This is a genomic window from Acetobacterium paludosum (assembly GCF_008086595.1).
Taxonomy (GTDB): Bacteria; Bacillota; Clostridia; order Eubacteriales; family Eubacteriaceae; genus Acetobacterium; species Acetobacterium paludosum.
The window spans coordinates 143,932-167,849 of sequence record NZ_RXYA01000010.1 but is presented as its reverse complement, the minus strand read 5'-3'; the positions used below and the strand labels follow the sequence as shown (position 1 = coordinate 167,849).

Annotated in this window: 20 protein-coding genes and 1 riboswitch; all 20 genes read right to left on the bottom strand. The window is 39.8% G+C overall.

All coding sequences use genetic code 11. The features are described from left to right. Positions 1 to 328: GTP-binding protein (locus FZC41_RS11540; RefSeq protein WP_243136710.1), on the bottom strand; the 328-nt coding region annotated here is incomplete at its 3' end. A gap of 39 nt (positions 329 to 367) precedes the next feature. Beyond that, positions 368 to 2,440: an elongation factor G gene (gene fusA, locus FZC41_RS11535; protein ID WP_148567561.1), complete on the bottom strand. Its 2,073-nt coding sequence runs from the start codon at positions 2,438 to 2,440 to the stop codon at positions 368 to 370. 38 nt (positions 2,441 to 2,478) lie between these two features. Further along, complete coding sequence (gene rpsG, locus FZC41_RS11530; RefSeq protein ID WP_148567560.1) at positions 2,479 to 2,949, bottom strand: 30S ribosomal protein S7; 471 nt, start codon at positions 2,947 to 2,949, stop codon at positions 2,479 to 2,481. Between the two features lie 138 nt (positions 2,950 to 3,087). Next, on the bottom strand, positions 3,088 to 3,462 hold the full coding sequence (gene rpsL / locus FZC41_RS11525) for a 30S ribosomal protein S12 (RefSeq protein WP_148567559.1): 375 nt from the start codon (positions 3,460 to 3,462) through the stop codon (positions 3,088 to 3,090). A 109-nt stretch (positions 3,463 to 3,571) separates the two neighbouring features. After that, positions 3,572 to 3,811 carry a ribosomal L7Ae/L30e/S12e/Gadd45 family protein gene (locus tag FZC41_RS11520; RefSeq protein ID WP_148567558.1) on the bottom strand — a complete coding sequence of 80 codons (240 nt, stop codon included), beginning with the start codon at positions 3,809 to 3,811 and terminating at the stop codon, positions 3,572 to 3,574. Between the two features lie 81 nt (positions 3,812 to 3,892). Then, the gene (gene rpoC / locus FZC41_RS11515) at positions 3,893 to 7,567 is read right to left on the bottom strand and encodes a DNA-directed RNA polymerase subunit beta' (RefSeq protein ID WP_148567557.1); all 3,675 of its coding nucleotides are present in this window, start codon (positions 7,565 to 7,567) and stop codon (positions 3,893 to 3,895) included. A 36-nt stretch (positions 7,568 to 7,603) separates the two neighbouring features. Beyond that, a complete protein-coding gene (rpoB, locus tag FZC41_RS11510; protein WP_170253968.1) occupies positions 7,604 to 11,260 on the bottom strand; it encodes a DNA-directed RNA polymerase subunit beta in 3,657 nt (1,218 codons plus the stop codon). A 401-nt stretch (positions 11,261 to 11,661) separates the two neighbouring features. Then, positions 11,662 to 12,456 (bottom strand): amino acid ABC transporter ATP-binding protein, encoded by a 795-nt coding sequence (locus tag FZC41_RS11505; RefSeq protein WP_148567555.1) that lies wholly within the window; start codon positions 12,454 to 12,456, stop codon positions 11,662 to 11,664. 10 nt (positions 12,457 to 12,466) lie between these two features. Further along, positions 12,467 to 13,129, bottom strand: a complete 663-nt coding sequence (locus FZC41_RS11500) for an amino acid ABC transporter permease (protein WP_148567554.1) — start codon at positions 13,127 to 13,129, stop codon at positions 12,467 to 12,469. Between the two features lie 76 nt (positions 13,130 to 13,205). Then, positions 13,206 to 14,012 carry an amino acid ABC transporter substrate-binding protein gene (locus FZC41_RS11495; protein WP_148567553.1) on the bottom strand — a complete coding sequence of 269 codons (807 nt, stop codon included), beginning with the start codon at positions 14,010 to 14,012 and terminating at the stop codon, positions 13,206 to 13,208. A 172-nt stretch (positions 14,013 to 14,184) separates the two neighbouring features. After that, entirely contained in the window at positions 14,185 to 16,704 is a 2,520-nt protein-coding gene (locus FZC41_RS11490; RefSeq protein WP_148567552.1) for a cation-translocating P-type ATPase, read from the bottom strand. A 130-nt stretch (positions 16,705 to 16,834) separates the two neighbouring features. Continuing rightward, positions 16,835 to 16,932: riboswitch (NiCo riboswitch) on the bottom strand. 130 nt (positions 16,933 to 17,062) lie between these two features. Continuing rightward, positions 17,063 to 17,647, bottom strand: coding sequence for a TIGR03943 family putative permease subunit (locus FZC41_RS11485; protein ID WP_148567551.1), 585 nt, complete (start codon positions 17,645 to 17,647; stop codon positions 17,063 to 17,065). Positions 17,648 to 17,651: 4 nt separating this feature from the next. Further along, positions 17,652 to 18,470: a metal ABC transporter permease gene (locus FZC41_RS11480; RefSeq protein ID WP_148567550.1), complete on the bottom strand. Its 819-nt coding sequence runs from the start codon at positions 18,468 to 18,470 to the stop codon at positions 17,652 to 17,654. Beyond that, positions 18,463 to 19,173: a metal ABC transporter ATP-binding protein gene (locus tag FZC41_RS11475; protein WP_148567549.1), complete on the bottom strand. Its 711-nt coding sequence runs from the start codon at positions 19,171 to 19,173 to the stop codon at positions 18,463 to 18,465. The genes FZC41_RS11480 and FZC41_RS11475 overlap by 8 nt, the downstream gene beginning before the upstream one ends. Position 19,174: 1 nt before the next feature. After that, positions 19,175 to 20,140, bottom strand: coding sequence for a metal ABC transporter substrate-binding protein (locus tag FZC41_RS11470; protein WP_148567548.1), 966 nt, complete (start codon positions 20,138 to 20,140; stop codon positions 19,175 to 19,177). Positions 20,141 to 20,265: 125 nt separating this feature from the next. Next, entirely contained in the window at positions 20,266 to 20,565 is a 300-nt protein-coding gene (locus FZC41_RS11465) for a hypothetical protein (RefSeq protein ID WP_148567547.1), read from the bottom strand. 85 nt (positions 20,566 to 20,650) lie between these two features. Continuing rightward, the gene (locus tag FZC41_RS11460) at positions 20,651 to 21,103 is read right to left on the bottom strand and encodes a Fur family transcriptional regulator (protein ID WP_148567546.1); all 453 of its coding nucleotides are present in this window, start codon (positions 21,101 to 21,103) and stop codon (positions 20,651 to 20,653) included. Between the two features lie 53 nt (positions 21,104 to 21,156). Next, positions 21,157 to 21,999, bottom strand: coding sequence for a metal ABC transporter permease (locus FZC41_RS11455; protein WP_148567545.1), 843 nt, complete (start codon positions 21,997 to 21,999; stop codon positions 21,157 to 21,159). Then, a complete protein-coding gene (locus tag FZC41_RS11450; protein ID WP_148567544.1) occupies positions 21,999 to 22,838 on the bottom strand; it encodes a metal ABC transporter ATP-binding protein in 840 nt (279 codons plus the stop codon). The genes FZC41_RS11455 and FZC41_RS11450 overlap by 1 nt, the downstream gene beginning before the upstream one ends. After that, entirely contained in the window at positions 22,838 to 23,755 is a 918-nt protein-coding gene (locus FZC41_RS11445) for a metal ABC transporter substrate-binding protein (protein WP_243136709.1), read from the bottom strand. Before FZC41_RS11445 ends, FZC41_RS11450 begins: the two co-directional genes overlap by 1 nt. Positions 23,756 to 23,918: the final 163 nt, after the last annotated feature.

The following is a 23,918-nucleotide window of genomic DNA, read 5'->3' as shown; positions in this document are numbered from 1 at the left end:
CAGCACTAACAACCAGGATGGCTCCATCCATTTGGGCAGCACCGGTGATCATGTTCTTTACATAATCCGCATGGCCCGGGCAATCAACATGGGCGTAATGGCGATTTGGGGTTTCATATTCAACATGAGCTGTTGAAATTGTGATTCCACGTTCTCTTTCTTCTGGGGCTTTATCGATGTTTTCGAATGCTACCGCTTCCCCTGTTCCAAATCGTTTGTTTAATACACATGTAATTGCCGCTGTTAATGTTGTCTTGCCATGATCGACATGTCCAATTGTTCCAACATTTACATGTGGCTTATTTCTTTCAAATTTTGCTTTTGCCATTTGTTCTTCTCCTTAAAATTTATTTTATTAATTGCGTTATTATTTTCGACCTTCAATTATTTCTTCTGAAACACTTTTAGGTACTGCTTCATAATGTGAGAATTGCATAGTGGAAAGGCCACGGCCCTGCGTTTTACTTCTTAATGCAGTTGCATATCCAAACATTTCTGACAATGGTACCATCGCTTTGACAATCTGAGCGCCACCACGCATTTCCATTCCTTCAATATGGCCTCGTCGAGAACTGATATCCCCGATAACATCGCCCATGTATTCTTCTGGAATTACTACTTCCAGAGCGAATATAGGTTCCAGTATTACAGGATCAGCTTTTCTCATACCATTTTTAAATGCCATCGATCCGGCAACTTTAAATGCCATTTCCGATGAATCCACATCATGATAAGATCCGTCATAAACAATTACTTTTAAATCCAATACCGGATAACCAGCCAATACACCGTTACGCATTGCTTCGACAATCCCCTGATTAATTGGGTTAATAAATTCTTTTGGAATTGAACCCCCAACTGTTTTGTTTTCGAAGACGTATCCAGTACCTGGTTCAACTGGTTCCATATGAATTAAACAATGTCCATACTGACCACGTCCACCAGATTGACGGGCAAACTTACCTTCAGCATCAACCGCTTTGGTAATGGATTCTTTATAAGCTACCTGAGGAGCGCCAATATTGGCTTCGACCTTGAATTCCCGAAGCATCCGATCAATAATAACATCCAAGTGAAGTTCTCCCATACCTGAAATAATCGTCTGACCTGTTTCTTCGTCAGTTCTGATTCGGAATGTTGGATCTTCTTCAGCCAGTTTCGCTAAAGCTGTACTCATTTTTTCCTGACCAGCTTTTGTTTTTGGTTCAACAGCAACATGGATTACAGGTTCCGGGAATACCATGGATTCTAGCACAATCGGTGCTGTATCCACACAAAGGGTGTCCCCTGTGGTTGTGTCTTTTAAACCAACTGCCGCTGCAATGTCCCCGGTATAAACGGTTGAAATCTCTTCCCGATGATTTGCATGCATTTGCAAAATACGTCCAAGACGTTCTCTTTTGCCTTTGGAAGAGTTGAAAATATAAGAACCGGAATTAATTGTTCCTGAATAGACTCTAAAAAAAGCAAGCTTGCCTACAAATGGATCCGTCATTATTTTGAAAGCCAACGCTGAGAATGGTTCTTCATCACTTGCGTGTCGAACTTCTTCTTTCTCAGTTTTAGGATTAATTCCAGTAATTGGAGGAACATCCAATGGTGATGGCATGAAGTCAACTATTGCATCCAACATTGGTTGAACACCTTTGTTTTTATAGGACGAACCGCATACAACCGGAACAATTTCATTATTCAATGTTGCTAAACGAATAGCGGCCTTAATTTGATCAACACCAACTTTTTCGCCTTCAAGGAATTTCTCCAAAATCGCTTCATCGTAATCCGAAATGGATTCGATCATTTTTTCACGGTATTCAGCAGCTAATTCTGCCATATCTTCTGGAATATCAACAATCTCAATGACTTCGCCTAAATCATCTTTATAGATTTCGGCATTCATTTGAATCAGGTCGATAATTCCGATAAAATCGCCTTCTTTACCGATAGGTAATTGAATTGGAACAGGATTCGCGCCTAAACGATCCTCCATCATATCCAGTACATTATAAAAATCTGCTCCGGTGATATCCATCTTATTGACATATGCCATTCTTGGAACATTATATTTATCGGCTTGTCGCCATACTGTTTCTGATTGAGGTTCAACGCCACCTTTTGCACAAAATACAGATACAGCACCATCAAGAACTCTTAGTGAACGTTCTACTTCGACGGTAAAATCAACGTGTCCTGGCGTATCAATGATATTAATACGATTTTCTTTCCAAAAACATGTTGTTGCTGCTGAGGTAATGGTAATACCTCTTTCCTGTTCCTGTTCCATCCAGTCCATTTGAGCTCCACCATCGTGGGTTTCTCCAATTTTGTGAATTTTTCCGGAATAGAACAGAATTCTTTCTGTGGTGGTGGTTTTTCCTGCATCAATATGTGCCATAATACCTATATTTCTTGTTTTTTCTAAACTATAACTTCTTGACACAGATGCTTTCCTCTCTTATTTCAAATTTTGAATAAAGACTACCAACGATAATGTGCGAAAGCTTTATTTGCTTCTGCCATTGCGTGTGTATCATCTTTCTTCTTAACGGCTGCACCACTATTATTTAATGCATCCATGATTTCTCCAGCTAAACGATCTTTCATTGTTTTTTCTGATCGTTTTCTGGAATAATTAACTAACCAACGAAGACCTAAAGCTTGTTTTCGTTCGGTTCTTATTTCCATTGGAACTTGATATGTTGCACCACCTACTCGGCGAGCTTTAACTTCTAAAACAGGAGTAATATTAGCTAGAGCTTCTTCAAACGCTTCCAGCGCATCTTTTCCGGTTTTTTCATTTACTTGTGTAAATGCATCATATACAATTTTTTGGGCAACCCCTTTTTTTCCATCTAACATAATATTGTTGACTAATTTTGTCACAACAATACTTCCATAGATCGGATCAGGTAAAACTTCTCTTATTGGAACAGGTCCTTTTCTAGGCACTTTACTTCCCTCCTTAACATTATTTTTATGTTCATCGGTACTCGACATCCAACATATTGTTGTTGTGCGTATTGCGTCTCTAACATATATCTGGTCTCGATCTTTTACGAGCGCTTTAATATGCAGCACTATGCACTACTACTTTTTAGGCTTTTTAGCCCCATATTTGGATCGAGCTTGTCTACGAGCATCTACACCAGCGGTATCGAGAGCACCACGGATAATTTTGTAACGAACCCCTGGTAAATCCTTAACACGTCCGCCTTTGATAAGAACAATACTATGTTCTTGCAAATTATGGCCGATTCCTGGGATATACGCGGTAACTTCCATTCCGTTTACGAGACGAACTCTGGCAATTTTTCTTAATGCAGAGTTTGGTTTCTTTGGTGTGGATGTTCTAACTGCTGTACATACACCTCTTTTTTGAGGGTTTGCTTTCAACGCTGGAGTTTTTGTTTTAACTTCCTGACGTTTTCTTCCTTTTTTCACAAGCTGATTAATGGTAGGCATTTAGTCCTGCACCTCCTTTTATAAAATAATATATCAATAACCCGCTAAGGTCATTAATGACTTCATGTAGGGATTGGGAGTGTCTCAGCAGAGACACTCCCAATCCCTTTTATTTAATTATTGCAATGACGGCTGCGCCACGGTCAATACCACCGGCTTTTCCAAGTCCTACCTTGGTTTCGACCCGCTCTATCGGTACATTATGATCGTTACAACAATCGACAATGCTTTTTTTGATACTTTCGTCTGTATCTTCTGCTAAAACAACTTTGAGTGCTTTTTCTTCTTTCACAGCCTTAAGGGTTTGTTTCATTCCAATTACTTTTGAAACATCAACAAATTGATTCATACCGTTTCTTCTCCTTGCTGTTTATGTATCTCTTTAAACACGCCTATTAATTGTATATGTTTGAGCTCAAAATGTCAAGAATTATTCTTTTGTCAGAAAATCCAAATCAAAGATATCCAAATCCGTGATAATTGCTTCATCTGTTTCTTCTTGCGTTTCTTCTACGTGAGCATCCAGAATCTCATCATCAAAAACAATATCCAGCATCTCGTCGCTTTCATCTGGTGCTATAAAGACTTCATCAGTCTCTTCTTCTTCACGTTCATAGATCAACTCAATATCAGCATATCTTTTGACGCCGGTACCGGCTGGTATCAGTTGTCCAAGGATCACATTTTCTTTTAATCCAACCAGCGGATCAACTTTGCCCTTTATGGCGGCGTCCGTAAGAACACGGGTAGTTTCCTGGAATGATGCTGCCGACAAGAATGAATCTGTCGCTAATGAAGCTTTTGTTATCCCCAATAACTCGCGGGTTGCTGTTGCCACTTCTAAATTTTCTTCCGTTGCTATTCGGTTTTCTTCTTCAAAGTTAAAGATATCGACCATGCTTCCGGAAAGAAGTTTTGTATCACCAGGATTTTCAATTTTAACTTTTCTTAACATCTGGCGAACAATCAATTCAACATGTTTATCGCCAATGTGAACCCCTTGCATACGGTAAACTTTTTGTACTTCCTGGAGTAGATATTGCTGAACATGATCAATCCCCTGTATTCTGAGAATATCACTTGGATTTATGGAACCTTCAGTGATTTCATCCCCGGCTTCTACTCTATCCCCGGTATGGACACGTAGCCGTGAACCATAAGGGATAAGATATACTTTCATTTCGCCGTCAGCTGCTGTGATAACCGCTTCAGTCTTCTTTTGGGTATCCTGAATTTCTACGCGACCATCAATTTCCGAAATAATGGCTTGCCCTTTTGGTTTTCGTGCTTCAAAAAGTTCTTCAATACGGGGAAGACCCTGGGTGATATCTTCAGCTGATGCAACACCCCCGGTATGGAATGTACGCATGGTTAACTGAGTACCCGGCTCTCCGATTGATTGAGCTGCGATAATTCCCACGGCTTCACCAATTTCAACCGGTCTCCAAGTGGTTAAGTCAACACCATAACATTTTTTGCATACGCCATGCTTTGATTGACAATTGAAAACTGCCCGAATTAGAACTTTTTCAATTCCCGACTTAATGATTGCTTCGGTCATTTCACTGGTAATGATTTCATTGGCTGGGGTAAGAATCTCACCAGTTTCAGGATGGACGACATCTTCAAAAGCGTATCGGCCAACGAGTCTTTCTTCCAATGTTTCAATAATCTCACCATGATCATTAATTGTAGAAACTTCATATCCACGAGTTGTTCCGCAATCTTCTTCACGGACAATTACATCCTGACTGACATCAACAAGACGTCGTGTCAAATAGCCTGAATCGGCTGTACGAAGGGCTGTATCTGCAAGTCCTTTTCGCGCACCATGGGTGGACGAGAAGAATTCAAGAACATTTAGACCTTCACGGAAGTTTGAACGAATTGGTAATTCAATGATTCGACCAGTTGGATTGGCCATCAGACCACGCATACCTGCTAACTGACGAATCTGATTCTTACTACCTCGGGCACCGGAATCGGCCATCATATTGATTGGATTCCAGGCATCCAGATTATTTAAAAGTGCCTCTGTAACCTCATCAGTGGCGCTATTCCAAATTTCAATAACATTGTTATAACGCTCTTCATCGCTGATAAAACCTTGACGATATAATGTCAGATTTTCATCAATTTTATCATCGGCTCTCGATAAAATTTCTTCCTTATCCTCTGGAACCACCATGTCACAAACTCCGACTGTAATGGCACCTTTTGTAGAAAATTTAAAGCCGACACCTTTTATTTCATCCAAAACCTCAGATGTTACGGTTGGTCCGAATTTCTTATAGCAACGATCAACAATTTCAGTTAGGACTTTTTTATTCACTTGTCGATCAATTTCCAAAGCAAATTTTTCCTCTAAAGTATCCCGTTTCACAAAGCCTAATTCCTGTGGAATAATGGTATTGAAAATGAATCGTCCCACGGTCCCATCTACTAATCGGGTGATTTGTTCGCCATCAATTTCTTTAGTACTTCGGACTTTAACCCGGGCATGCAGCTCAACCTCATGATTGAAGTAAGCCATTTCCATCTCTTCCAAATCTCTGAACACGCTTCCGGTGCCTTTAACATTTTCCTTATATATGGTCATGTAGTAGGTACCCAGAATCATATCCTGAGTCGGCGATACAACCGGTGTTCCGTCTTGTGGCTTAAGAATATTATTTGAAGCCAGCATTAGAAAACGTGCTTCTGCTTGTGCTTCAACTGATAACGGTACATGAACAGCCATTTGATCACCATCAAAATCGGCATTGTAGGCGGTACAAACCAGAGGATGAAGTTTCATCGCTCTGCCCTCTACTAAAACCGGTTCGAAGGCTTGAATACCCAATCGATGAAGGGTCGGAGCTCGGTTTAATAAAACCGGATGCTCTTGAATAACATCTTCCAAGACATCCCAAACTGCCGGGTCGAGCTTTTCAACCATTTTTTTTGCACTTTTTATATTTTGGGATAGATTACGTCCAACCAGTTCCTTCATAACAAACGGTTTGAATAGTTCAATCGCCATTTCTTTAGGAAGCCCGCATTGGTACATTTTCAAGTTTGGTCCAACAACAATTACAGAACGCCCGGAATAATCAACCCGTTTTCCCAAAAGATTTTGACGGAAACGTCCTTGTTTTCCTTTTAGCATATCACTTAAAGATTTAAATGGACGGTTTCCCGGACCGGTTACCGCGCGACCGCGGCGACCATTATCAATGAGCGCATCCACTGCTTCTTGAAGCATGCGTTTTTCATTTTGAACGATAATATCCGGTGCATCCAATTCTAAAAGTTTCAAAAGACGATTATTACGATTAATCACGCGTCGATACAAGTCATTTAAATCCGATGTTGCAAAACGCCCACCATCAAGTTGTACCATTGGTCGTAATTCTGGTGGGATAACCGGAATTGCTTCTAAAATCATCCATTCCGGACGATTGTTAGAATTTCGAAAAGCTTCGACTGCTTCTAAACGCCTGGCAATCCTAATTTTTTTCTGTCCGGAGCTTCCTTTAAGTTCTTCCTTGAGCACTGCCGATTCTTGATCGAGGTCAACCAATTTCAATAATTCCTGAATGGCTTCAGCCCCAATATTAGCAGTAAATTTGTTTCCAAATTGTTTTTTTGCTTCTTTGTACTCTGATTCTGTGAGGATTTGTTTGTATTCAAAATTACTTTCCCCAGGATCGGTAACAACATAGGCTGCAAAATAAATGATTTTTTCTAAGTTCCTTGGTGACATTTCTAGAATCAGACCCATTCGACTGGGGATTCCTTTGAAATACCAAATATGTGAAACTGGCGAAGCTAATTCAATATGCCCCATTCGTTCACGTCTTACTTTTGATTTTGTTACCTCAACACCACAGTTTTCGCAGACAATGCCCTTATGGCGAATACGTTTATATTTTCCACAATTACATTCCCAGTCTTTCTGAGGTCCAAAGATTTTCTCGCAAAACAACCCCTCTTTTTCTGGTTTCAGGGTTCTATAATTAATAGTCTCCGGTTTTTTTACTTCCCCTCGTGACCACTCTCTGATTTTTTCAGGTGATGCCAATCCGATTTGTATGGATTTTAAAGTGAATTCCTCATTCAACAAATGGCTTCGCTCCCTTCTTTTATAAATTTATTCAACTTAAAATAAGTCGTCATCAGTATCATCAATGCTTTTAATTTGGAAGGAATCTTCCAATCGTACATCATCGCCAGCTTCGGAAATTTCCGCGCTGCCAATTTCAATCGCCAATTCTTCCAATGGATCACGTTCATCCATTTCATCATCAAGCTGTTTAAGCACCTCTTGATCATTGAGGATGTTAACATCCAATGCTAAACTTTGTAATTCTTTTATCAATACTTTAAATGACTCTGGGATTCCTGGTCGGGGAATGTTTTCACCTTTTACAATGGCTTCATAAGCTTTAACCCGTCCCACGACATCATCCGATTTAATCGTCATAATTTCCTGTAGGGTATGAGCTGCGCCATAGGCTTCCAGTGCCCAAACTTCCATTTCTCCAAAACGCTGTCCACCAAATTGGGCTTTACCACCCAAAGGCTGTTGCGTAACCAGAGAATATGGTCCGGTTGATCGGGCATGCATTTTATCATCAACCAAATGATGTAGTTTAAGCATATACATGTAACCGACGGTTACCGGATTATCAAAAGGTTCGCCGCTGCGTCCATCATAAAGCTGAATCTTACCATCTTGCGGTAAACCAGCCTGATCGAGCAACTCCATGATATCATCTTCGTTAGCAGGGTCAAAAACCGGGGTGGCAATATGCCAGCCGATGGTTCTCATCGCGAGTCCCAAATGGACTTCCAGAACCTGTCCGATATTCATACGAGACGGAACCCCCAGCGGATTAAGACAAATCTCCAATGGTGTGCCATCAGGCATAAACGGCATATCTTCTTCAGGAAGGATTCGGGAAATAACCCCTTTATTTCCATGACGACCAGCCATTTTATCGCCGACTGATATTCTTCGTTTTACCGCAATAAGAACTCGCACCAATGTATTGACACCTGGTTTAAGATCTTCATCCTTATTTTCGCGAGAAAATACTTTTACATCCAAAACAATTCCTGATTCTCCATGAGGAACTTTTAAGGAAGTATCCCGTATTTCACGAGCTTTTTCTCCAAATATTGCTCTTAAAAGTTTTTCTTCAGCAGAAAGATCAGTTTCCCCTTTAGGGGTAACCTTTCCAACCAGAATATCTTCAGATTTAACCTCTGCACCGACAAAAATAATGCCGCGTTCATCCAGATTCTTTAAAGCATCTTCACTGACATTGGGAATATCTCGTGTAATTTCCTCTGGTCCAAGCTTGGTTTCCCGTGCTTCTGCTTCAAATTCTTCAACATGTATCGATGTAAACACATCTTCCTTGAGAAGTTTTTCATTGATCAGCATGGCATCTTCATAATTATAACCTTCCCAGGTCATAAATCCGATGAGGATGTTTCGGCCAAGTGCCAGTTCGCCCATTTCTGTTGAAGGACCATCTGCGATGATTTCTCCCGCCGCGATGTGTTGCCCCTTGTCTACCAAAGGTTTATGGTTCATACAGGTTCCCTGATTAGAGCGTTTGAATTTCAAAAGGGTATATTTGTCTAATTCTCCCTCATCGGTACGAATATGGATGGCTGAAGCTTCAACCCGTTCAACAATTCCGGCATTTTTAGCAATCACACAGACGCCTGAATCATGAGCCGCCTTGCATTCCATTCCCGTTCCGATAATCGGAGCTTTGGGAATCAGCAGCGGAACTGCCTGACGTTGCATGTTCGCTCCCATCAGAGCTCGGTTGGCATCATCATTTTCAAGGAACGGAATAAGCGATGTCGCTACCGAAACAACCTGTTTTGGTGAAATATCCATATAATCAACCCGATCCGGCGGAATCAGCACAAAATCACGCATGCTTCCAGCACGACCGGTAACCTGTTTACGTTCAAAACGGTTGTTTTTATCTAAAGGTTCATTCGCCTGGGCAATGGTATAGCGACCCTCTTCATCAGCTGCCAAATAATGAATCTCATCTGTTACAACCCCGTCATATACTTTACGATAGGGAGCTTCAATGAAACCATATTCATTGACTCTGGCATAGGTACTGAGGGAACCAATCAGTCCAATGTTAGGACCTTCAGGCGTTTCAATCGGACACATACGACCATAATGGCTATGATGAACATCACGCACTTCAAATCCGGCCCGTTCACGGCTAAGACCACCTGGTCCCAATGCTGATAAACGTCGTTTATGCGTTAATTCTGCCAATGGATTCGTCTGATCCATAAATTGCGAAAGCTGCGAACTTCCGAAAAATTCTTTTAATGCCGCGTTTACCGGACGAGTATTAATTAACCCTTGTGGGGTCAGAATTTCATCATCCTGGACCGACATTCTTTCACGTACAACGCGTTCCATTCGGGATAATCCGATTCTGAATTGGTTTTGAAGAAGCTCCCCAACTGATCGCAGACGACGGTTTCCCAAATGGTCAATATCATCAATGGCTCCGATATCATAATCGAGTCCAATGATATAACTAATTGACGCATGAAGATCTGAAATCAGCACATGTTTTGGAACTAGCTCGTCCATGCGTTTTTTGATGGATTTCTTTTTTTCCTCATCAGTCATATCTGATTCTAAGATTTCTTTAAGTACTTCATAACAAACGTGTTCTTTGATCTCAAGATCACTGATATCAAAAGGAATATCCTGAACATTAATATCGACAAAACCATTCCCGATAACTCGAACATTTTTATCATCGACTCGGACATCGACCACATTGATACCGGCATTTTGAATCTGTATCGCCACATCAATGGAAATGATGTCGCCTTCTTCAATGTAAACTTCTCCGGTTTCAGGATCAATAATTGTATTCGCTGCCCGTTGACCGGCAATCCGGGTTGCAAGCGCCAATTTTTTATTATATTTATGTCGGCCGACTTTTGCCAGGTCATATCGACGATCATCAAAAAACATGGAATTAATCAGGGATTGAGCACTTTCTACTGTTGGTGGTTCACCTGGTCTCAGTCTTTTATAAATTTCAATGAGACCATCTCGGGTTGATTTCATATTATTATTTTCATCTTTTTTTATGGTTTCAATTAATCGATAATCATCCCCATAGAAATCAAGAATTTCTTGATTTGTTCCTAATCCTAATGCCCGGATAAGGGCTGTGATTGGCAACTTACGGGTACGGTCAATTTTAACATACATAATATCGTTAGAATCGGTTTCATACTCCAGCCACGCACCACGGTTTGGAATAACTTGCGCCGAAAATAATTTCTTTCCAAGTTTATCACGACTTAAAGAATAGTATGCCCCTGGTGATCTCACCAGCTGGCTGACAATAACACGTTCTGCTCCATTAACGATGAAGGTTCCTGTCTCTGTCATTTTATGCAAATCGGCCATATAAACCTTTTGCTCTTTAACTTCATTTTTTTCCTTATTAATTAAACGGACTGTTACTTTTAAAGGAATAAAGTAGGTTTGATCCCTCTCTTTACATTCCTCTACCGAATACTTTGGTTTACCCTCAATGGAATAATCCACGAATTCCAGAACTAAATTTCCGGTGTAGTCTTCGATTTTATCAATATCATCAAAAACCTCTTTTAATCCTTTTTGAATGAACCATCGGTATGATTCTTTCTGAACCTCGATCAGGTTCGGCATTTCAATAACTTCTTTGATTTTAGAAAAGCTTTGGCGTGTTCTTAAGCCAGTTTTTTCAGGATGCAACATTACCATCCAATATCACCCCTCGCACAATACTCAGCAACGGATCACCCAGTAAGAGACTGCTGTCTCTCCTTTTGGCATCCCTAATTTGCCTGTTGTTTTTCATCTCTCCTTGTGTTATGATTAGCAAGTAATCAATTTCATATGCATTAGATTCAGCTTTACTTCCCCTTTGATCAGTTTGTAATTGCGGAATCACTAGCTAGGTTATTGTTTCATTGAAAATCAATGACAAGGACGCCTGATAATCTTATTTTTAAAGATACCAATGCAATTTAATATTCTATCATAAGATTATCTGTTTGTCAATTTTTTTGAGCGCCTTTTTTTTAATAATTAAGCCTTCCCAATTCATTTTGGGAAGGCTTTGTCTGTATATAAAGCAAAATAGCAAATACAAGTTACTATAAATATTTTTTAAGTCGGTATTTCTTTTTAACTTTTTTACTCTGTTCTCTAAGAACAGTACTTAAAAACGCCTGGGTTCTTTGCTCCCGGGGATTATTAAAAATATCTTCCGGTGTTCCCTCTTCCAGTATTTTACCTGCGTCCATAAAAAGAATCTTATTTGCAACTTTTCTGGCAAAATTCATTTCATGGGTTACAACCACCATTGTCATATGCTCATTGGCAAGACTTTGCATCACATTTAATACTTCGCCAGTCAGTTCAGGATCCAGAGCCGATGTCGGCTCATCAAAAAGTAGAATATCAGGATTCATCATCAATGCCCGAGCGATCGCAACCCGTTGTTTTTCTCCGCCTGATAAAGTCGAAGGCATCGCGTCAATTCGTTCTAACAAACCAACCTTTTCCAAATAAGTTTCACAGCGCTTATTCATTTGAAGTGGTTCTTCTTTTTTTACCACTTTTGGTGCCAGTTCTAAATTTTGTCGCACGGTGAGATGGGGAAAAAGATTAAAGTGCTGAAAAACCATTCCCATTCTCATGATAATTTCCCGAATCTCTTGCATACTGGGATAAACGCCAGATTTAATCAACGGTTTTCCTTCCATAAAAACATCTCCGCTATCAGCCTTTTCCAAATCAATCAGACAGCGAAGCAAGGTGGATTTTCCCGAACCGGAAGAACCGATGATTGCTACCACATCGCCTTTGTTTACAGTAAACGAAATATCGTTTAGCACATGATGATCGCCAAAACTTTTATTGAGTTTATCTACCCTTATTATTTCCATGTTGCCCCCCCTAAAATTCATATTTCTTTTCAAGTTTCTTGAATACCATGGTAATAACAAAATTGATCAGCAGGTACAATATGGCGGCAATAAAAAAAGGAAAAGGACCTCCGTCCCGATTAACAGCAGTTTTCGCATAGTGCAAAATTTCGGCTACTCCAATTACGGTAACCAGAGATGTATCTTTTACCAGTGTAATGGTTTCATTGGTGATCGATGGTAAACAAACGCGGATCATCTGTGGAACAACAACCCGAGTCATGGTTTCGAATTTTGTCAATCCCAATACCTTTGCCGCTTCATACTGACCCTTGTCAATGGCAAGCAGCCCGCCCCGAAAGATTTCCGCAAAATAAGCGGCATAGTTCATTCCAAAAGCGATGCAGGCGGCCGTGAATCGGTCAAAAATAAAAAATTGACCGAAAAAAGGCAATAACGGCAGTCCAAAATAAACGAACATCAATTGAAGCAGCAATGGTGTTCCCCGCATGACATAGATATAGGCATCGGCAAATGCTTTTATCGGTTTAAATTTACTTCGGACCATCAGGGTAAAAAGAAAGCCTAATGGAATTGAACATACAAAGGTGACCGCAAAGATGCTGAGTGCAATACCCATACCATATATCATCGGTAAAGTAATATTAGATAAATAAGTTAAAAAATCTGACATAATCGTTCTCCTGAGTAATAAAATAAAAAAGGAGCTATTGCAAAAGCCCCTTTCTAATAATTAATTTATTTAGAAATTATGGTTTATAAATAATGTCTTCGCCAAACCATTTTGTCGAAATGGTAGCAGCCGTTCCATCAGCAATCATAGCATCAATAGCATCCTGCAGTTTTGTCAACAATTCAGTATTGCCCTTTTTAACAGCAACACCATAGAGTTCTGGCGACAAACTTTCATTCAAAATAGTGTACGCAACATTTTCAGATTTGATGTAATAACGAGCGACAATAGAGTCAACGATGACGGCATCAATTCGGCCAATTCCTAAATCACTGAGTGCCGAAACGTTATCATCATATTCGTTCATCGCAGCCGTTTCTTTACTGATTGGGTCAGCCATGTAGGCATCATAGGCCGAAGATCCCTTTTGAAGACCAATATTTTTACCGGCTAAATCAGCTTTTGTTTTTATACTAGAATCACTTTTAACAACAATTACCTGATCGTTTTTAAGATAAGGTTTTGTGAAATTCATGGCTTGTTTACGTTCATCCGTTATCGTTAATCCGTTCCAGATAACATCGATATTTCCGGAATCAAGTTCTAATTCCTTAGTATCCCAATTAATTGGCTGAAGGACAACTTCCATTCCCATCCGCTTCCCTGCCTCTTTAGCAAGATCTACATCAAATCCAACGATTTCATTTTTATCATCTCTGAAACCCATTGGCGGGAAAGAATCATCTAAACCAACAACAAAAGTCTTATCATCATTTTTTGCAGTCGTATTACTATCTGTTTTGGCAGAACTGCTGCAACCTGCGAATAAACCAGCGACAAGAATGACGGTAAGCATTAAAACAAGTAGTCTTCTTTTTTTCATTCCTTTTTGTTCCTCTTTTCCTAATATAATTACGAAGCCATTATACACTTTATCACAGTGCTTTGCTAGTCCTTTGCATTAAAATCCGATATAAATTTTCGCATAAAAGCATAACTCCAGATCTCTCTCAGAAGTTATGCTTTTTCTATTTTTAGCGTTTTGATAAGCCTAATTAATTATTTCTTTTTTTCCTAAGCCAACAAACCAATTTCACTGCTTCATACCAAATTACCGATAAGATTGCTATCCCGGCAGCCATAAAAAACTGCTCGATTGTTAATGGATACAACTTTAAAAAAGCACTTAAAGGGGTGTATAAAATTACCAAAATTCCGCCAATCGTTCCGATATTAATTGCCCACATGACTTTATCTTTGATCAGACGCTTCATTGACTGAAAAACAAAGTCCTGATTGGAACTGTTGACCTGTACCAAAACCAAATTGGCCAGCATGATGATAACCAACCCCATAGTTCTCGCCAGCGGTGTATTTCCCTGTCCCAGAAACATAAAATAGGTTCCAAAGGATGTTCCGAAAATAACCAATCCTTGAATCACACTTTTTGCTAAAGTTTTTCCCGGGATAATACTTTCATTGGGATTTCTTGGTTTTCGATCCATGATATCATGTTCAGCAGGCTGTCGTTCTAAAACAATGGAACAGGTCGGATCAATAATAAGTTCCAGTATGACGACATGAAGCGGCAGTAAAAATAAATTAGTTGTTGACACACCCAGCAGTGGGGCAAACAAGCAGGAAAACGCGATCGGAATATGAATGGTGAACACATATCCTACCGCTTTTCGAATATTATCATATATCCGTCTGCCATCTTCAATAGTCGATACAATGGTAGAAAAGTTATCATCCATTAAGATGAGATCAGCTGCTTCCCGGGAAACTTCTGAACCGCGTTTTCCCATGGCAATTCCGATATCTGCCGTTTTAAGAGCCGGGGCGTCATTAACCCCATCCCCCGTCATGGCCACAACCTCGCCATTGGCTTTAAAGGCCTTAACAATTCGCATCTTATGCTCTGGCACAACTCTGGAAAAGATACTCACATTTTTAACTTTTTCCTGCAATACCTCATCAGACATAAGGTTTAATTCATCCCCGGTAATAATATGATCACAATTCGGTATGCCAATCTGTTTGGCAATACTACTGGCCGTAATGCCATTATCCCCAGTGATCATAACAACCCGAACGCCGGCTCTGGTACAATTTTTGATGTCTTCCTTAACGGCTTCCCGAGGTGGATCCGCAAGGCCAATAAGGCCTAATAATCGCAACTTAGCTTGAGTAATCGTTTTGGGAATTTCAGCTTCAGTCTGGGGCTTCATGACTCCCACTGCGATAACACGCAATCCTTTTTTTGACATTTCTGCGATTTTATCATTAACTTCCAGGCGTTCCTGATCCGTTAAGATGCAAATTGTCAGCATCCGTTCTGGCGAGCCTTTGGCTGCGACGATAATTTCTCCATCATGATGCCAGACATGACCCATCATTTTTAATTCATTGGTAAACGCATATTCCGTAATTAATTCTCCGCCAAAAAGATGCTCTTTGGAAAAGCCACATTTTTCACAATAACGGACCATGGCCTTTTCCATTGGATCATAGGCTTCTGTTTCGCATCCAAGACCCATCATCTCGCAGAGTTCGTCTTCATCGGAATTTCGGGCCCAGATATCCGTGACGGTCATTTGATTCATGGTAATCGTACCGGTTTTATCCACACAAAGTACTGAAACAGCCCCTAACGTTTCCACTGAAGGCAGTTTGCGCACCAGTGAATTTTTCTTGGCTAATCGCCAGGCACCCATGGATAAAAACACCGTGAGAATGACCGGAAATTCCTCAGGTATCATGGCCATGGCCAAAGTAATTCCCGATAAAATACTTTCAATGATACGATCCTTGAAAACATGTTCCGGGATATTAAAATAAGTGATCACCCCGACTAATGCACAAAGAACCGCTGCAATGCCAGCGCACAGCTTTACAAGACTTCCTGTTTGTTTTTGTAACGGCGTCGGTTTTTCTTCGGCTGAAGCGACGCTGGTTCCGATTTTTCCATATTCCGTTAGCGCGCCAATTTTATCAACAAGTACATGAGCATTTCCCTGCGTAACCAGCGTACCGGCATAACAGTAGTCTCTTCGCCAATAATCGTCCGATTCCTCGGCGTTATCAACGGTGACTTTCCAAACACCTTCCGCTTCCCCGGTTAAGGATGATTCATCTACACAAAGATCATTAGCCTTGATAATTTCACCATCCGCAGGTATTTTAACCCCTTCGGCGATGATCATCGTGTCTCCCGGCACTAAATCCACACTGGCAATCATCAGTTCTTCACCATCACGAATAACGGTGACATGTGGTGCAGACAGTTCTTTTAACGCATTTAAAGTCTTATCCGTTTTCCACTCCTGGATCACATCAATACTGATAATGCCGATAACAAAAATCAGCATTACCGCACCATCTCGGGGTTCACCTAAAACGAAATAGATAATAGCTGCAACGATCAGTAATAAAAACATCGGCTCCGCAATAATATGGAGCGTTTTAATAAAAAAGCTTTGTTTCTTACCAGCCGTTAATTCATTTTTCCCATACTGCTCCTGCAGTGCCTGTGCATCCTGAGTAGTTAAACCCATTTTTTTGTTTGTAGTCATGAAAATTACCTCCGTTTTTCATTTCTTCCCATTTTTTCATGATTTTAACCCTCTTTATGTCGCATAGTTTTCTTAGATTTCAATCTTTGTCCAAAATTTAGGTATAAAAAGAGCACACCCATGGGACAATTACTGTCCCACAGATGTGCTTAAGTTCATCTGTTGCCACTTTTATGGCCCGGCCCCATGAATCATTTAAGATTGCATCGCCTGCTCAGTTTGTACTGTATTCTATGCAGCGCAAAGAGATTCAACAATTATATCCTTTTAAAGCCTATCTGTCAATTGATAATTCAGCAATCTCTATTTTTATGAAAACTATAATTTATACAAGACTGGCTTTTTATTGCCGCCTCACCTAATTTGTTACGGTACTCATTCCCACTTCATCCATTTTCTCCAGTGAAAGAACCTCAATATACTTAAATACGCCCGTCTTGTCTTCTCCCTGTCTGAGAATTCCGATTACCTTAATCCAGTCCTGAACAGGTTTTAGGTCTGACAAATCCTCCTGGGTATAAAATTCAAAGCTGACATATCCGCCATTGCAATAAGGACATGATGGGCCGTACCTTCCCACAAATGTGCATGGTGCATATTTATTGATATAATAGCCTTCAATTTCCACTGTTTTGCCTTCATATTGGTCAAAGTTCGTATACCAGTCGTTAATCTGTGTCGTATAAAGATTATCACCGACGACTATATCCACCTTTCCATTAAAGTTCTTCTTATCCGCTTCAATATCACAATGATATCCAACCCTTCCTAACGCATCTGGCGTTCCGTAATCTTTCGTTTCACTACTTTCTGTCGCTTCTTTCTGAGAACTTGTTTTATTGTTTGAAGTGGCGCTCTGTTGTTTACTGCATCCTGAAATTCCTAATGCTAATACCAATATGCAGATCCATACAAACACCATCGATCCTTTTTTTATAGTCATCCTGTTATCGCTCCTTTATTTTTTCAACCATTGCAAACAATAGAAACATGATTATATCAGCAATGACGATACTTGCCCCGGTGGGAGTAGAATGCATATAAGAAAAATAAATGCCTACCACAAAGCAGACTACCGAAAGTATCGCCGCACAGATAATAACAGAACGAAAATGCTTACATATCCTCATCGCGGAAAGTGCCGGGAATATTATCAGACTGGAAATTAATAACGCGCCCATCATCCGCATTCCCAATACCACTGTAACTGCCGTTAACAAGGCAATTAGCATATTATAAAAATCACTGTGTGTCCCCGTTGCTTTCGCAAAGGTTTCATCGAATGTCACAGCAAATATTTTATTGTAAAAAAGCACATACAGAATCAGAACGACGATCGATAAGCCAATCGAAATTTGCACATCAAATTTACTCATTGACAGTATGCTTCCAAACATATAGTTACAGACATCGGTATTCATCCCCGTTGTCAGCGAGATAGTCATAACGCCGACGGCCAAAGCGCCACTGCAAAGCAGTGCCGTAGCTGCATCACCTTTCAACTTACTATTTTCATTCATCCGCAACAATAGAAACGCTGCAATTACACAAACCGGAATAGCAACTGTAAGCGGTGCCACATTCATTGCATAGGCAACCGCCAAAGCTGCAAATCCAACATGTGACAAACCATCGCCGATCATCGAATATCTTTTCAGCACCAGACTAACCCCCAGCAATGATGCACATAATGAGACCAGAATTCCCACCACCAATGCATTTACCAGAAAAGGATAAGATAACATCTGTTGAAAAGTATTAATCATCTTCTTCAACTCCGATAAAACGCATTCCTATTTCACTCTGAACATAGTCTTCCTTTTTCCCAAAGAACAACTGTGTCTTGCCTAAATGCAAGATATGACTAGCATACATAACAGCACCCTTAATATCATGCGACACCATAACAATCGTTCTTTTTTCCTCTTTATTGATCTTCTTAATTAGATCGTACAATTCTCCTGTCATGATTGGATCAAGGCCCGTAACGGGTTCATCCAACACCAAAAGTTCTTTGCTGGCACAAAGTGCTCTTGCCAATAATACTCGCTGCTGCTGCCCACCTGATAATTCTCGGTAGGATCTGCTTTTCAAGTCCTCGATTCCCAGAAGTTTTAATTGCCTGATAACATCTTCTTTATCTGTTCTCTTATAAAAAGGCAATATACCCAGACTATTTAGCTTCCCGGAAAGCACCACTTCATAAACACTTGCCGGGAAGTCTCTTTGTGCTATGGTCTGCTGGGGCAAATAGCCAATTTGTTTTGTTTTTAATCCATCGCCAGTAAAGATGCTTCCTTTTGAAGGATTTTTCAAACGTAATATCCCCTTAATCAAAGTACTTTTACCGGCTCCATTTTCCCCGACTATGCATAAATACTCGCCTCTTTCAACGCAAAAATTTAAATCCGCTAAGACAATGCTTCCTTCATATGTAAAGGTAACATTCTCACAGTTAATCAGGCTCATATCAATTTAACGCCTCCTTTAATACCTCAACATTATGTTCCATCAGATCAAGGTAAGTCACGCCTGCATCAAAGTCATCCTTACTAACATTATGAACCGCATTCAAAAGTTCTTTTTTTGCTCCAGTAGCAGTACATATAGAATCACACATTTGCTCATTGGAAAGCTCGATATGAAATACCACCGGTATCTGATCGGTTTTTACTTTATCAATCAAAAATGCAACCGTTGCGGCACTGGCTTCAGTATCAGTCGAACATCCGGGGAATGCCGCGTAATAAGTTAAGCCATAATCATCTACAAAATATCGGAACGGGAACCGATCACCTACGACGATCTCTTTTCTGGCTGCATGATCAACAACATCTTGAAATTCATTGTCCAGATGTTTCAATTTATTTATATAATTTTCCGTGTTTATTTTATAACTCCCGGCATTATCCGGATCTACTGTGCAAAGCTCATCACAAAGTTTCTGGACAATTAAAATTGAATTTTTTGGCGAGGTCCAAACGTGTTCATCCATTTCAGTTTCATCGGTAGCTGTCGCTTCCGTCGCTTCCGGCTCCATTCCTTCAACTGTTTCTTCTTTGACAAGATTCACACAGTCCATCAATGTAACTATCTTCATCTTACTTTTATCCATTGAATCCAGTATGCTGGAAACCCAGGCATCGGAATCACCGCCTACATATACAAACATATCCGCATTCTGCACGTTCAAAATATCCTGCGGCGTCGGTTCATAACTGTGGCTTTCTGCTCCCGGCTTTAATAACATCGTTAAATTTATGTGATCTCCTGCAATCTGACGCAGGAAATCATATTCCGGAAAAATTGTTGCAACAACGTTTATTTTTCCATTATCCGTTTTCGTCTGTGCTTCTTTTTCACTGCATGCTGAAAAAGCAGTTATTGTAAGAACAACAGCCAGCAATAACAGCAATGTTTTATATAATTTTTTCATAATTAAGTCCTCCAACTTGTAAAACCATGTCCGATCCGGCACAACTTTTACCAAAAAAAGGCGCAAAAAGATAAGATACCTTTATATCTCGATTTAAAACGTATCTTCTTTGGCGACTTAATTAATCATTCGTTCATGCGAATTTTTAGTTTAACCTGAGTGTTAATAAGATTGATCTGATTGGGGAACAAGATGCTTTCTGCCATAAAACATACAAAAGCAATTGAAATCACGACTGTTTGTACCGCAAAACCGAACTGTTGTAACACGGCCTCTGCGATATGAATTTCTGCACAAATCGGGCAGTTTTCGCCTTGACAGTCATGATTGATATGCGTAATTATGAAAATTTGTGATAAGAAAAGAACCGAAAGGAAAATAAACACTAAGCAAAATGACATGATTCTTCTAAAATTATTATCCATGTGTTATTACTCCGTTTCTTACATTAAGAGCGGCATTCTTTTGAGCGCCTTAATTTTAAGCTTCTACATATGTCAGTAGTTAAAATTATTGGGTATGCTTATTTTCTTCATCTTTTTTCTTACAATTATTACAAATTCCATAAATTTCAAGCTTATGACCCAGAATTGTAAATCCCATTTTTTCTTTTAATTTTTTTTCATATTCTTCAAATGGGCATTCATCGACCATAATTATTTTTTTACACTCCACACAGACAAGATGATGCTTATGTTCAAAACTATTTAGCTCAAACAAGGCTTTATTATCGCTAACCGAACTTGTTTTCACAATCAAATTTTTCTCTGCCAGAGTGTTTAAAACCCGATAGATAGTGGACAAATTTATGGCTGTCTTTTCATTGATAAGAGCCACATAAATTTGATCAGCGGTTAATGGCTGTGTGCTTTTTTCCAATATATTTAATATTGCATTGCGTTGTTTGGTATTCTTCAAGCCGCTATGTTTTAATGCTTCTTTATGGGAAGATATTTCACTCATATTAATCCTCTTTTCATAGCTAATTATTAGTTTTATTATTGACGCCGCTGCCTTTAGGCGAATTTATTTTTAAATGCCAGTGTTAGGAAGAAAACAATTCCGGATACCAATACAATTGTTGCTCCGGTAGCGGTGTTCAAATAATATGAAGCAATTAATCCGCAGATACCTGAAAACACCGCAATTATGATCGCAACAAGGGTATATTGCCGAACATTTGTTGTTATATTTCTGGCCCCTGCCGCGGGCAAAACCAGCAGTGAGTTGATAATCAGAAGACCTACCCATTGTATTGAAATCGTCACGATAACCGCCACAATCGAAGTAAATATCATTTCGACCAAAAGTGTTTTCACACCCCGGCTTCGTGCCAGGGATTGATTAATACTGACCAGCAAAAGTTTGTTGAAAATCAGCACCCAAAGAATAACAATAATAATAAAAACAACGAGTAAAAGCAGAATTTCAGATGGCGTGATGCTGAGCAAATCTCCGATTAAATAGGACGAATATTTATTAAAGCTTCCCCCCAGAGACAACAGCACCAGGCCAAAGGCGATTGCGATCGATGAAAACACACCGATAATAGTATCGGTAGACGCGCGGCTTTTATTTTTAATAACCGTAATGATCAGGGCAAACACAACCGAAAAAACAATGGCGGCCAAAACCGGTTTTACTAAACCGATTAATGCGCCAATGGCAATTCCGGTAAAGGCCCCATGGCCTAATGCGTCTGAGAAAAACGCCATTTTATTATTGACGATCATTGTTCCCAATAAACCGAAAAGAGGAGTTATCAGCAGTATCGCCAAAAGCGCATTTTTCATAAATGTAAATTCAACCCATTGAAAGGGTAAGACAATATTGACTAAACTGTACCATAAATTCATCATTATTTGTCTCTCCCTTCGTCGTTTTCATGATCAGTTGGTCTTCTTTTAAACCATGACATACCAAATATTTTTGTCGTTATTTCATTGTTAAAAACTTCTTTCGGCGAGCCATTGCATAGAACTTTACCGTTTAATAAAATAACACGATCCGCATATTTTTCAACAATATCTAAATCATGGGATATTAAAACAATTGACAAATCATACTTCCTTCTTAATTCCGATACAGTATCATAGAAAACTTCTAATCCCTTCTGGTCAATGCCGGATACCGGTTCGTCCAAAAGCAGTAAATCCGGAATCGGATCAAGTGCCAAAGCGAGCAAAACGCGTTGCAGTTCTCCTCCTGACAAAGCCCCCATTCTGCGATTGATAAGATGTTCTGATTTGACGATCGAAAGACTCTCTTTAACCTTACTAATTATTTTTTTTGTGCTCGTTAACCATGCCGGAATTTTTGAATTACAAACCATAAAAAGATCAAGGACACTGGTCGGTGTGCCAATATCAAAACTCAGATGCTGAGGCACGTATCCAATGACAGGATGAGCACGGTTCTTTTCATGCTCGCTCAAATAGCTAAGTTGTCCCGAATGCTTGACGTCTCCAAGCATTGCTTTTAAAAGCGTACTCTTTCCCCCGCCGTTTGGTCCGATGATTGCGGTTAATTCACCACAATGAATATGCAGATTGACATCTTCCAAAACTTTCGTATTGCCAAAATTCACACTGAAATGTTCAACCTTGGTGCAGCATAAGCCTGAACATTTTTCTTCATTTTCACAATGTTCACCGGAGTATTGGTCTTTATTTAAATTCGTTTCGTCTTGCTTTTCCATTATTTCAGTGCCTCTTCCAGTGATTTTAAATTGCTTTCCATAACATTCAGATATGCATCATACGCCGTTTCATCGGCCGTCCCGGTCACTCCGGGATCAAGGGAATAAACTTTAGCTCCAGTTTCATTTGCAATGGTCTGGGCGGCTTCGGCCGGATATTGAGGTTCTGCAAAAAGGGCTTTCACCTTTGATTCTTTGACAATATTGATCGTATCCTCAAGTTCTTTTGGCGATGGCGTTGTCCCGGGATCTCTTTCAATGACATCGACAATATTGAGATTAAATTCTTCTGCAAAATATGGGAAAGCTTCGTGAAAGGTGATAATATTCCGATTACTTACCATGTCCAAAGAAGCATGCATTTTTTCTTTTAACGCTTCCAATTTTGCAATATATGCATCTGCATTGCTTTGATAGGCCTCGGCATTTTTCGGATCGATCACTGAAAGTTGCTCGGCAATATTTTTCACCTGCGTAATGCAATTGGATATACTCACCCAAACATGAGCATTGTCTTCGCCTGATGCATCTTTAATCAAATCGATTCCGTCGCTGGCATTCACAATTTTCAGATCTTTATCCTGTTTTATCACGTCATCCAAAAACGTCTCCATCCCGGCCCCGTTAACAACAAAAGCATCGGCACTATTAAGGGTTATTAAATCTTGCGGTTTTAGTTGATAATCATGCAGGCAGCCGGTTTGAGGTTCGGTCATATTGATTACCTGCACATTAGGAATGTCCTTTGCCACATTGATTGTTTCAACATACATCGGATAAAAAGAGGTGACAATCGTAAACCCATCTTTAGTCGAAGAAGTTTCCGAATTTGTTTGAGTGCTATTTGACGCACACCCGCTTAAAACAGCAATAGAAATGAACAGCATAATTAGAATCTTAATCTTTTTTGTGAGCACAGAAATTTCCTCCAAATGATAATGATTTGCATTCGCGTTTATTGTTATTATACACCCAAATTATGCAAAAGCAACTGTTTGATGTACAAAAGAGCAATCATGTCCAGCGGCAAAAAAAACAACAACTTTCATTGCTGTTTTTTTTCATTCATCTGTTTATTAT